The sequence below is a fragment of the Sphingomonas sp. Leaf67 genome, assembly GCF_001421965.1.
In the GTDB taxonomy this organism is placed as follows: Bacteria; Pseudomonadota; Alphaproteobacteria; order Sphingomonadales; family Sphingomonadaceae; genus Sphingomonas.
The window spans coordinates 97,376-109,312 of the sequence record NZ_LMLP01000012.1 but is presented as its reverse complement, the minus strand read 5'-3'; the positions used below and the strand labels follow the sequence as shown (position 1 = coordinate 109,312).

At 65.0% G+C, this 11,937-nt stretch carries 12 protein-coding genes; 3 read left to right on the top strand and 9 right to left on the bottom strand.

What is annotated here, in order from left to right:
* From ASE90_RS08170 to rpmI, 3 genes are all read right to left on the bottom strand, one after another.
* On the bottom strand, window positions 1-315 hold the full coding sequence (locus tag ASE90_RS08170; RefSeq protein ID WP_055998717.1) for a GIY-YIG nuclease family protein: 315 nt from the start codon (window positions 313-315) through the stop codon (window positions 1-3).
* Window positions 316-521: 206 nt separating this feature from the next.
* Complete coding sequence (gene rplT, locus ASE90_RS08165; RefSeq protein ID WP_055757215.1) at window positions 522-893, bottom strand: 50S ribosomal protein L20; 372 nt, start codon at window positions 891-893, stop codon at window positions 522-524.
* A gap of 13 nt (window positions 894-906) precedes the next feature.
* Window positions 907-1,110, bottom strand: coding sequence for a 50S ribosomal protein L35 (gene rpmI / locus ASE90_RS08160; RefSeq protein ID WP_055757212.1), 204 nt, complete (start codon window positions 1,108-1,110; stop codon window positions 907-909).
* A gap of 157 nt (window positions 1,111-1,267) precedes the next feature.
* Between rpmI and ASE90_RS08155 the strand changes: the two genes are divergently transcribed.
* A complete protein-coding gene (locus ASE90_RS08155) occupies window positions 1,268-3,385 on the top strand; it encodes an AsmA family protein (RefSeq protein ID WP_055998714.1) in 2,118 nt (705 codons plus the stop codon).
* A gap of 203 nt (window positions 3,386-3,588) precedes the next feature.
* On the opposite strand, the gene ASE90_RS08150 is transcribed toward ASE90_RS08155, so the two are convergent.
* The 6 genes from ASE90_RS08150 to ASE90_RS19060 all read right to left on the bottom strand — a co-directional run bounded on the left by ASE90_RS08150 (window position 3,589) and on the right by ASE90_RS19060 (window position 8,833).
* Window positions 3,589-4,368 carry an SDR family oxidoreductase gene (locus tag ASE90_RS08150; RefSeq protein WP_055998712.1) on the bottom strand — a complete coding sequence of 260 codons (780 nt, stop codon included), beginning with the start codon at window positions 4,366-4,368 and terminating at the stop codon, window positions 3,589-3,591.
* Window positions 4,369-4,378: 10 nt separating this feature from the next.
* On the bottom strand, window positions 4,379-5,146 hold the full coding sequence (locus ASE90_RS08145; protein WP_055998710.1) for an ABC transporter permease: 768 nt from the start codon (window positions 5,144-5,146) through the stop codon (window positions 4,379-4,381).
* Window positions 5,143-6,078: an ABC transporter ATP-binding protein gene (locus tag ASE90_RS08140; protein WP_055998708.1), complete on the bottom strand. Its 936-nt coding sequence runs from the start codon at window positions 6,076-6,078 to the stop codon at window positions 5,143-5,145. Before ASE90_RS08140 ends, ASE90_RS08145 begins: the two co-directional genes overlap by 4 nt.
* Before the next feature lie 51 nt (window positions 6,079-6,129).
* Entirely contained in the window at window positions 6,130-6,861 is a 732-nt protein-coding gene (locus ASE90_RS08135) for a DsbA family protein (protein ID WP_055998706.1), read from the bottom strand.
* 2 nt (window positions 6,862-6,863) lie between these two features.
* On the bottom strand, window positions 6,864-8,219 hold the full coding sequence (locus tag ASE90_RS08130; RefSeq protein WP_055998704.1) for a M48 family metalloprotease: 1,356 nt from the start codon (window positions 8,217-8,219) through the stop codon (window positions 6,864-6,866).
* 71 nt (window positions 8,220-8,290) lie between these two features.
* Window positions 8,291-8,833 (bottom strand): response regulator, encoded by a 543-nt coding sequence (locus ASE90_RS19060; RefSeq protein WP_162235071.1) that lies wholly within the window; start codon window positions 8,831-8,833, stop codon window positions 8,291-8,293.
* A 73-nt stretch (window positions 8,834-8,906) separates the two neighbouring features.
* Here ASE90_RS19060 and ASE90_RS08120 point away from each other — a divergent pair, with 73 nt between their 5' ends.
* Both ASE90_RS08120 and serA read left to right on the top strand, forming a co-directional pair.
* Window positions 8,907-10,037, top strand: coding sequence for a phosphoserine transaminase (locus ASE90_RS08120; protein WP_055998700.1), 1,131 nt, complete (start codon window positions 8,907-8,909; stop codon window positions 10,035-10,037).
* A gap of 142 nt (window positions 10,038-10,179) precedes the next feature.
* Entirely contained in the window at window positions 10,180-11,757 is a 1,578-nt protein-coding gene (gene serA, locus ASE90_RS08115; protein WP_055998698.1) for a phosphoglycerate dehydrogenase, read from the top strand.
* Window positions 11,758-11,937 lie beyond the last annotated feature (180 nt).

Below are 11,937 nucleotides of genomic sequence, written 5' to 3'. Positions count from 1 at the left end.
TTATTGCGGAACGGCGACGAAGCCTAGCCCCGTGGCGAGGTCGGACCAGTGGGGGTTGGTGGTTTCGATCAGCGTGAGTTTCCAGTTGCGCTGCCATTCCTTGATCCGTTTCTCGCGCTGAATGGCGGTTTCCATCGTTTCGTGGCGTTCGAACCAGACGAGACGGTGGCAATTGTTCCGACGGGAGAAGCCGTTGGAGGTGCCTGCGCGGTGCTGGTGGATACGCTGGATCAGGTTGCTGGTGACGCCGGTGTAGAGGGTGCCGTGCCGTCCGCTGGCGACGATATAGACGCAGGGTTCGCGGACTGTGGTCATGTGCAAACCCTATTCCACCCGTCATCCCGACGAAAGTCGGGATCCACGGACGGGGGGTGGCTGATGGTCCGCGCTACCGTCAGCGTCGCCTATCCATGGATCCCGGCTTTCGCCGGGATGACGAAGGTCAGCCTGCGTACGACAAAAAAACGCCGGCGGGTTTCCCCACCGGCGTCTTTTATCCCGCAAACCAGAACCGCAGCGTGTTAAGCGGCGGCCTGTTCCGGCAGGGCGGCCTTCGCCTGCGCGACGATCGCCTTGAAGGCGGCTTCCTCGTGCATGGCGATATCGGCCAGGACCTTCCGGTCGAGTTCGATACCGGCCAGCTTGCAGCCGTGCATGAACTGCGAATAGGTGATGCCTTCCGCCCGGACACCGGCGTTGATGCGCTGGATCCACAGGCCGCGGAACGTGCGCTTCTTAACCTTGCGGTCGCGATAGGCGTACTGGCCGGCCTTTTCGACGGCCTGGCGCGCGATGCGGATGGTGTTCTTGCGACGGCCATAATAGCCCTTCGCCTGATCCAAAATCCGCTTGTGCTTCGCCTTGGTGGTCGTGCCGCGCTTGATGCGTGCCATTGCTCAGTACTCCTTAACGAAGGCCGTAGGGCGCCCACGCCTTGACACGTGCGGTGTCGGCGTCGGCCAGGACCGAAGTCCCGCGGTTCTGGCGGATATACTTCGCGTTGTGCGAGATCAGGCGGTGGCGCTTGCCCGCGACACCGTGCTTGATCTTGCCGGTGGCGGTGAGCTTGAAGCGCTTCTTGACGCCGCTCTTGGTCTTGAGCTTGGGCATTTTGGTCTCCTCAAAAATCACGACGTGCGGATTGCCGCGGCAGCCCCAGATGGCCGGGCGAATCCCTTCGGAGTCGTGGAAAGAGCGCGCCCCTAACCCGGATAGGTGCCGAACGCAACCACTGGAACTCGTTACGCACCCGAACGGTTGAGGAGCGATGGCCGAAGTTTCCCCGACTGCCGGCGCATCCGACGCCCCCCGCCGCCGCGACTGGCGGCGGATCGCGCTGCGGACGGTCATCGGAATCGTCGGCACGTTGTTCCTCGCCTGGCTCATCCTGTTCGTGACCAAGGGCCGCTTCCTGAAGGGCACGTTCGAACGGATCGCATCGTCGGGCAGCGGCCGCACGGTCCGTGTCGCCGGCGATTTCCAGTTCTACTTCAATCCCATCGACCTGAAGTTCCTTGCCGAGGGATTGTCGGTATCGAACCCCGACTGGGCAGGCGGCGGCAATTTGTTCGAGGCGAAGAAGCTCGACAGCTCGACCGCGACCCTGACCTTCCTGTTCGGGCGGCGGCGGGTCAACTGGCTGGAGCTCGACGGCGCGCGGGCCGACCTGCACTGGGACGCCGCGCGCAAGCGCAACACCTGGACCTTCGGCGATCCGGACAAGCCGGGCAAGAAGCTCGACCTGCCGATCGTTCGCGCGGGGACGTTCCGGGACACGCGCATCCGCTACCGTGACCCACAATTCCTGCTCGACGGCAATTTCACGCTCGATGCGGTCGAGACCAGCGACGCCCAATTCGCCGGGGCGATCCGTGCAGCCGGGCAGGGGACGGTGCGTGGTCGCCCGTTCCGGCTGACCGGCCAGTTGCAGTCGCCCGACGCGACGATTCGCGGGGGACAGAATCAGCTGACCGCGCGGATCGAAGTGGCGCGTTCGGTCGCGATCCTTGCCGGTACCCTGCCCGGCCCGACCGAGCTCGACGGATCGAACCTTGCCGTCCGACTGCGTGGGCGCAACCTGTCGGACGTGTTCGCGGTGCTCGGCATCGTCACGCCCGATACCCGCACCTATCGCCTGACCGGACGGATGACCAAGGACGGTCCCGACTGGAAATTCACGCGGCTGCGCGGGCGATTCGGCGACAGCGACCTCGCCGGCAACCTGACGGTGACGCAACGCGAACCGCGCCTGCTGCTGACCGCCGACCTGACTTCGCGTACGCTCGACATCGTCGATATGTCGGCCTTCGTTGGCTACGACCTCGAACGCGTCGAGGCACAGGGCGCGGCGGGCGTGATCCAGCGCGCGGGCGGGGCACCGCGCTTGCTCCCGGATGCGAAGCTGAATGTCGAGGCGTTGCGCAATTTCGATGCGAAGGTCCACTACAAGGTCGCTACCGTCCGCGCCCGCAGCCTGCCGGTGTCCGATGTCGACCTGACGCTCGACCTGGACGACCGGCTGCTGAAACTGTCGCCGCTGACCTTTGCCATGGCGCGCGGCAATGTCGCGTCGGACGTGGTGATCGACGCCCGCCGCCGTCCGGCGGTTACCGATTACGACATTCGCCTGTCACCGACACCGATGGGGCGCCTGCTCGCCGGCTGGGGCGTCGAGGAAGCGGGCACGTCGGGTACGGTCAAGGCGCGGGTGAAGCTGACCGGTACCGGCGATACCGTGCAGGAGTCGCTGGCGGCGTCGAATGGCCGGATCGCGATCATCCTGCCCGGCGGCAGCTTCTGGACGCGCAACGTGCAGTTGTCCGAACTCGACCTCGGCACCTTTGCTCAAAAGATGTTCGAGGGGCGGTTGAAGGAGCCGGTCCGGATCAATTGCGGGCTGATCGGCTTTACCGTGCGCGGCGGCGTCGCGGCGGCGGACCCGATCCTGATCGACACGCAGAAGAACGTGATGATCGGGCGCGGCGGTTTCAGCTTCCGTAACGAATCGATCGATCTGGCCTTCCGCGCCGATTCCAAACGCTTCTCGTTTCTGGCGGGCCAGTCGCCGGTCGGCATCGGCGGCTATTTCGCAAGCCCACGCTATTCGGTCATCAGTCCCGAGTTGCTCGGACGCGCCGGTGCGGGCCTCGGCCTCGCGCTGGTGGCGACGCCGCTTGCCGGTGTGCTGGCGTTCGTCGATCCGGGCGATGCGAAGGGTGCCGCCTGCGGCCCGATCCTCGCTGGCGCGACGGCGCGGGCACAGCGGACCAAGGGCGGCGAGCCGCGCGACGATGTCGGTCGCGGCACGACCGCCAAGGCCGAGGACGGCAAGTCGAACCGTGGTGAGCGCAAGGAACAGCGCAAGAAGTTTCTCGGGATTTTTTGAGTTTCACGCGAGGGCGCGGAGACGCGAAGAGTAGGAAGAACGGAAGGTAGATTTCGCGCAGAGACGCGGAGGAATAGCGTTCGCGGCGAGGTCGGCCGCGATAGCGGCTCTTACTCTTTGTTGCAGCGAAGGAGATGGTCTGCCGAGCGAACCCGGTTTCCAACTGCGCAACCCCTCTGCGCCTTCGCGCCTTCGCGTGAAAATCACATAATTCCCGGAAACGCCCCACCATCGATCAACAGGCTCTGCCCGGTGATGAACCCGGCCTTGTCCGAACACAGGAACGCGCACGCGGCGCCGAACTCCGCCGGATCGCCGATCCGCTTTGCCGGGATCGCTTCCGCCCGCTTCGCCTTCTCCTCAGCCGGGCTGGTGCCGTTCTTTTGCGCCGCCGCCTCGCTCATCGATGCGATGCGCGCGGTGTCGAACGATCCGGGCAACAGGCCGTTGATCGTCACGTTCGATCCGGCAACCTGCCGCGCAATCCCCGCGACGAAGCCGGTCAACCCCGCCCGTGCGCCGCTCGACAGGTCGAGGCCCGGCAGCGGCATCTTGACCGATCCGGAGGTGATGTTGACCACCCGTCCGAACCCGCGCGCGACCATGCCGGGCAACACCGCCTGCAACAACAACGCCGGCGTGACGAAATTGCTTTCCAGCCCCGCCCGGATGCCGTCGGCCGCCAGCTCGGTATAGGGTTTGACCGGCGGCCCGCCATTATTGTTGACCAGAATGTCGGGGTCGGGACAGGCGGCGAGCAGCGCGGCGCGGCCTTCGTCGGTCGACAGGTCGCCGACGACCTCGATCACCGTCACGCCGGTCTCTTCGCGGATCGCGGCCGCCGTCGCCGCCAGCTTCGCCGTGTCGCGTCCATTGACGACGACATCGACCCCGGCGCGCGCGAGTTCCAGCGCACAGGCACGGCCCAGCCCGGCGCTCGATGCGCACACGATCGCCTTGCGGCCGGCAATTCCCAGATCCATCGCTCGTCCCTTACTTCTTCAATCGCCAGCCGGTGCGGAAGATCACCGTGATGACGGTCACGCAAATGCACAGAAACGCAAAGGTCGCGCCGAGACTCGCGGTCACCGGAACATCGCCCACGCCGAAAAAGGTCCAGCGAAACCCGCTGATCAGATAGACGATCGGATTGAACAGACTGATCGTCCGCCATGCGCCCGGCAGCATGTCGATCGAATAGAATGCCCCGCCCAGAAACGTCAGCGGCGTCACCACCAGCAGCGGAATGACCTGCAACTGTTCGAACCCTTTGGCCCATAGCCCGAGGATGAAGCCGAACAGGCAGAACGTGACCGCGACCAGCAGCAGATAGCAGAGTGCCCAGAACGGGTGCGCGACCTGTACATCGACGAACAGATGCGCGGTGGCGAAGATCACCAGTGCGACGATACACGACTTGCTCGCCGCCGCGCCGACATAGCCGACCAGTGTCTCCAGCGTGGAAACAGGGGCCGAGAGCAGTTCGTAGATCGTCCCTGACCATTTCGGCATGAAGATGCCGAAACTGGCGTTGAAGATGCTTTCGGTCAGCATCGTCAACATCATGAGACCGGGAACGATGAACGCGCCATAGGGTACGCCCGACACCTCGTTCATCCGGCTGCCGATCGCGGTGCCGAATACGACGAAATAGAGCGACGTCGTGATGACCGGCGTCATCAGCGAGGTCCAGATCGTGCGCCCGAACCGTGCCAGTTCGAATCGATAGATGGCCAGCACGCCATGCCAGTTGAAGGTCATGCCCGGCTCTCCTCTTCATGGACCAGCCCGACGAAGATGTCCTCAAGGCTCGACTGTTTGGTCGCGATATCCTTCCACGCGATCCCGGCCTCGTCGACCGCGCGCAACAGTGCGCGCACACCATTGTCCTCGGCATTGGCATCGAAGGCGAAGGTGAGCGCATAGCCTTCGTCGGTCAGTGTCAGCGGCCAGTGCGACAATGCCGCCGGCACCGTTTCCATCGCTTCGGCCAGCGTCAGCGTCAGCGTCTTCTTGCCCAGCTTGCGCATCAGCGCCGCCTTCTCGTCGACCAGGATCAGCCGCCCCTTGGCGATCACCCCGACCCGGTCGGCCATCTCCTCGGCCTCCTCGATATAATGGGTGGTCAGGATGATGGTGACGCCGCGCGACCGCAGGTCGTGGACCAGCCGCCACATGTCGCGGCGCAGTTCGACGTCGACGCCCGCCGTCGGTTCGTCGAGGAACAGGATGTCGGGTTCGTGGGACAGCGCCTTGGCGATCATCACGCGTCGTTTCATGCCGCCCGACAGTTCGGTCATCTTCGCATCGCGCTTGTCCCACAAGGTCAGGTCGCGCAGCAGTTTTTCGATGAAGGCCGGATCGCCATGCCGTCCGAACAGCCGGCGCGAGAAGGTGACGGTCGCCATCACCGTTTCGAACGCGTCGGTCAGCAATTCCTGCGGCACCAGCCCGATCCGGGTCCGCGTCTCGCGATAGTCGTGGACCGTGTCGAACCCGGCGGCGGTAATCGTCCCCGCGCTCGGCGTGACGATGCCGCACACGATGCTGATCAACGTCGTCTTGCCCGCCCCGTTCGGCCCCAGCAACGCAAAGATCTCGCCCTTGCCGATGTCGAGATCGGTCGGCTGCAATGCGACCGTGCCGGACTTGTACGTCTTGGCGACGCCCCGGATCGAAAGAATGGTGTCCATGGAGCGGCTTGTCCCATGGTTTGATGACGGAGAAAAGGCCGGGTTCGGGCGCTAGGCGGCGGGTACCGACGTTGCCTTGCGCGCTTCCGCCACCGCTGCCTGTAACGCCGGCAGCGTCTGCGCACCGCCCAGCACCTGATCGCCGACCACCCACGACGGCGTGCCGCTGAAGCCGAGCAGGCTCATGACCTTCATATTGCGTTCGATTTCTCCCGCGATCTGCGGTGATGCGATCGCGATGCGCGCGGCGTTCGTGTCGAGCTTCGCGGCCCGCGCCGCCGCCTCGATCGATGCGGCATCGACCCGGCCGGCGGCATAGAGCGCGTCGTGGAACGGCTTGAACTTGCCCTGCTGTGCCGCCGCCAATGCCCATTCGGCGGCGGTGCGGCTGCCCTGCGACAGGATGGGCAGTTCGCGGTAGACGATCCGGACGTTCGGGTCGCTCGCGATCAGGCCGGTGATCGCCGGCAGGCTGGCGCGGCAGAAACCGCAGGCATAATCGAGATAGGCGACGACGCTGACATCGCCGTTCGGATTGCCGGCGACCGCCCCCGGAAAGGGTTCGACGATCGCCGCCCGGTTGGCCGCCACTGCCAGTCCGGCCTGCTTGGCCTGCAACCGCCGCAGTGCTTCGGGCAGGATTTCGGGATTGGCGAGGATATAGTCGCGCACCACCGTCTCGGTCGCCGTGCGATCGGTCGCGACCCGTTGCGCGACGATCGCGCCGCCTGCGCCGGCCAGCGCCGCCGCCGCCAGCATCGCGATATTGCCCGACCGGCCCATGGTCAGCCCCGCCGCCCGCGGTTGCGTTTTTCTTCCTCGAACGCGGTCTGCGACGTCATCTGTATGTCCTGTGCCCTGATCCAGTCGCTCGACCCCTGCGGCAGCAGCGCCATCGCCCGCCGCGCACTGGCCAGCGCCATGCCGTTGTCGCCGATCAGCGACGTATATTCTGCCATCGCCAGCGCGACGCGCGCCGGATCGCCGCGCCGTTCGTACAGGATGCTCAGCTGATACCATGCGAACGGGTTCTGATTGTCGCGCGCCACCGCCTGTTTCAGCACCCGTTCGGCTTCGTTCAGCAGCGCGGGGTCCTCCGCCGCGATCAGCGCATGGCCGAAACTGGCGGCGATCAGTGGTGACGACCGCGTCCGCTCGGTGGCCTCGCGCAGCGCCGACAATGCTTCCTTCGGTTTGCCCGATTCGAGCAGGATCTGCCCTTCGAGTTCGAGGAAATAGGGGTCGTCGGGAGCCGATTTGACCAGCGCGAGCGTCTCGTCCGCCGCCTGCTCGGGATAGCCCGATTTGTGATAGGCATAGGCGCGCGCATAATGGGCGTAGACGCTCTGGTCGGTGGCCGGATAGCGGCGCAGCGTATCCTTGGGATCGCTGACATAGCCGCGCAGCTTCGCCTGCACCCGCTTGAACCGGATTTCCAGCGCGGGGTCGGTCTTGACCTTGAACGACGGCGAGGATTGAACATCCTGCGTCAGATTGGCGATCCGCTCCCCACTCAGCGGATGGGTGCGCTGGTAGCTGTTGTCCTGCGGGATCGCGAGGCGATATTCCAGGTTCTGGAGCTTCTTGAAGAAGTCCAGCATCCCTTCGCCCGAAATGTTCGCACTCCGCAGGAACCGCGTGCCGGCGGCGTCGGCCGAGCTCTCCTGCGTCCGGCTGAACGCCAGATAGCTGCTCATCGCTGCCTGTTGTCCGGCGGCAAGGATGCCTGCCCCCGCTTCCCCCGCGCCCGCCGCCATCGCCGCGACGCCCAGCAACAGGCTCAAAACGGTGATGCCGGTTGCGGGCGCCATGCCGCGCCCGGCCAGCGGCACGTGACCGCCGACGATATGGCCGATTTCATGGGCGATGACGCCCTGTACCTCGTTGGCGTCGTCGGCCGCGTCGATCAGTCCCGAATGGACATAGACCGTCTGCCCACCCGCGACGAAGGCGTTGATCGACTTGTCCTGTAGCAACACCACGTTGAAGTTGCGCGGATCGAGACCCCCTGCGACCGCAATCGGCCGCGACATATCGTTCAGCAACGCTTCGGTCTCTGCATCGCGCAACATCGATTGCGCTGCGGCCGGCTGTACGAACAGGAGGATGACGGCAGCGATGCCGCCCAGCGCGCGCTTCATGGATGTCCTTATCGGCGAAGGGCCGGACACGGGTCAACGCCGCGTGTGGGCGCAACGCGCTGAACCAGAGGTTAAGCGCTCGCCAGCATCTCGCGATGATTCCCGAACAGCCTGATCCCCATCGGCGGTGCGGACAAGTCACCAGCGCGGGCGCGCACGGCGAAATCGACGATCCGTCCTACCGACTCGTAGCCGCATGGCTTGGAGACGACGCCCAACGCGCCTTCGATGCCGTCGCTCAGCAAATTGGGGTTCGCGGTCAGGAAAATGACCGTCGTGCCATAGTTGCAGCCCAGCAATCGTCCGATCATCGGTCCGGTCGGTCCGTCGCGCAAGTTGCAGTCGACCAGCGCAACGTCGGGCCGTACCACGGCCAATTCCATCGCCCCGATCATATCGGCAGCGATGCCGACGGGCCGATAGCCATGCTCCTCGAGCGACGCTTCCAGATCGATCGCGACCAGCATCTCATCCTCAACGATAAGAACGGTGGGCGAGGATGGGTACGCTATAGACATATCAACAAAACGCAACGCGGCGAGTCGCGCACGGTTCCCACAAAGATGATGCGTCTTTGGTCGCATCGTCGCAACAACATGGGTTGTATCGGACAAGACACGCCGGTAATGGCCGCGGCGGGCCACGCTGTCCCAACGCAGCGCGTGCTCTCTGTGAGGAGAGACTGACATGACTGATCTTCCGCCTAAGCCGGCTACGACTCCCGCTCGCCCGTATTTTTCGTCCGGGCCTTGCGCCAAGCCGCCGGGCTGGTCCGCCGACCGCCTCAACCCCGTCAGCCTCGGCCGGTCGCACCGTTCGAAAATCGGCAAGCAGCGTTTGCAATATTGCATCGACCTGATGCGCGAACTGCTGAACCTCCCCGACACCCACCGCATCGGCATCGTCCCCGGTTCCGACACCGGTGCGTTCGAAATGGCGATGTGGACGATGCTGGGCGCACGTCCCGTCACCGCGCTGGCATGGGAAAGCTTTGGGGAAGGCTGGGTGACCGACGCGGTCAAGCAGCTGAAGATCGATCCGACCGTCGTGCGCGCCGATTACGGCCAGCTGCCCGATCTGGATGCGATCGACTGGAGCAACGACGTTCTGTTCACCTGGAACGGCACCACCAGCGGCGTGCGCGTGCCGAACGCCGATTTCATTCCGGTCGATCGCGAAGGCCTGTCGTTCGCCGATGCGACGTCGGGCGTGTTTGCCTATGACATCGACTGGACGAAGATCGACGTCGCGACCTTCTCCTGGCAGAAGGTACTGGGCGGCGAGGGCGCGCATGGCGTCCTGATCCTCGGCCCGCGCGCCGTCGAACGGCTCGAAACCTACACCCCCGCCTGGCCGCTGCCCAAGGTCTTTCGCCTCGTGTCGAAGGGCAAGCTGACCGAAGGCGTGTTCAAGGGCGAGACGATCAACACGCCGTCGATGCTGGCGGTCGAGGATGCGATCTTCAGCCTCGAATGGGCGAAGTCGCTGGGCACCGACGGTCTGATCGCGCGCAGCGATGCCAATGCCGCCGCGCTCGACAAGATCGTCGCCGAGCGCGACTGGCTCGGCCATCTCGCCGCCGATCCGGCGACCCGGTCGAAGACCAGCGTCTGCCTGACCGTCGAGGGTGCGGACGAGGCGCTGATCAAGAAGATGGCGTCGCTGCTCGAAGCCGAAAATGCCGCCTATGACGTCGCTGGATACCGCGATGCGCCAGCGGGCCTGCGCATCTGGTGCGGCGCGACTGTCGATACGGCGGATATCGAGGCGCTCGGGCCGTGGCTCGACTGGGCCTACGCCACCGCCAAGGCGGGCTGACGAATAGCCCTCTCCCCTTCAGGGGAGAGGGTTGGGAGAGGGGAACTTGCCTCTCCTGCTATCCTGACAATCGATAGGGCCGGGTTGCGCGGCACTGCCCCTCTCCCCGGCCCTCTCCCCTGCAGGGGAGAGGGAGAAAAACATGCCTAAAGTTCTGATTTCCGACAAGATGGACCCCAAAGCCGCCCAGATTTTCCGCGAACGCGGAGTCGAGGTGGACGAAATCACCGGCAAGACGCCCGAGGAGCTGATCGCGATCATCGGCGACTATGACGGTCTCGCCATTCGCAGCTCGACCAAGGTGACCAAGGCGATCCTCGACGCTGCCAAGAACCTGAAAGTCGTCGGCCGCGCCGGTATCGGTGTCGATAACGTCGACATCCCCGCCGCCTCGGCTGCCGGTGTCGTCGTGATGAACACGCCGTTCGGCAACTCGATCACCACCGCCGAACACGCCATCGCGCTGATGTTCGCACTCGCACGCCAGCTGCCCGAGGCCGACGCCTCGACGCAGGCCGGCAAGTGGGAAAAGAACCGCTTCATGGGCGTCGAATTGACCGGCAAGACGCTGGGCCTGATCGGGGCAGGCAATATCGGGTCGATCGTCGCCGACCGTGCGCAGGGGCTGAAGATGAAGGTCATCGCCTTCGACCCGTTCCTGTCGCCCGAACGCGCGATCGAGATCGGCGTGGAGAAGGTCGAGCTGGACCAGCTGCTGGCGCGTGCCGACTTCATCACGCTGCACACTCCGCTGACCGACCAGACCCGCAACATCCTGTCGGCGGAAAACATCGCCAAGACCAAGAAGGGCGTGCGCATCATCAACTGTGCGCGCGGCGGTCTGGTCGACGAGGTCGCGCTGAAGGCGGCGCTCGACAGCGGTCAGGTCGCGGGTGCGGCGCTGGATGTGTTCGTGCAGGAGCCGGCGAAAGAATCGCCGTTGTTCAACACGCCGAACTTCGTTTCGACCCCGCATCTGGGCGCGTCGACCAGCGAAGCGCAGGTCAACGTCGCGATCCAGGTCGCCGAACAGATGGCTGATTTCCTGGTTTCGGGCGGCGTCACCAACGCGCTGAACATGCCGTCGCTGTCGGCCGAGGAAGCACCGCGCCTCAAGCCCTATATGGCGCTCGCCGAAAAGCTGGGCAGCCTGGTCGGGCAGCTGACCACCGGCGCGATCGCCCGCGTATCGGTGCATGGCGAAGGTGCCGCCGCTGAGCTGAACCAGAAGCCGATCGTCGGCGCGGTGCTGGCCGGGTTCCTGCGCGTCCAGTCGGACACGGTGAACATGGTCAATGCGCCGTTCCTCGCCAAGGAACGCGGCATCGAGGTTCGCGAAGTCCGCAATGATCGCGAGGGCGATTACCACACGCTGATCCGCGTCTCGCTCAAGACCGAAGCCGGCGAGCGGTCGGTCGCGGGCACGCTGTTCGGCAACGCCCAGCCGCGTCTGGTCGAACTGTTCGGCATCAAGGTCGAGGCCGATCTGGCCGGCCACATGCTGTACGTCGTCAACGAGGACGCGCCCGGCTTCATCGGCCGCATCGGCACGACGCTGGGCGAGGCGGGCGTCAATATCGGCACCTTCCATTTGGGTCGCCGCGATGCCGGTGGCGAAGCGGTGGTGCTGTTGTCGGTCGACGAAGCGGTCACGCCGGAACTGGTCGCGAAGGTCCGCGCCCTGCCCGGCGTCAGGACGGTGATGCCGCTGCAATTCTGACCGGTTCTTCGTTATGACCGGACGGGCTGTTGGAGTGATCCGGCAGCCCGTTTTCGTTTCGGTGCATCCCCATTCCGCAATCCCTCACCCGGGATTGACCCCGGGTGACGCATTAGGACTGTGGCCGGGCATAATCGTCGACGCTTTCCCGTCCGGCCTGCAGCCGCTAGGGGGAAGCCC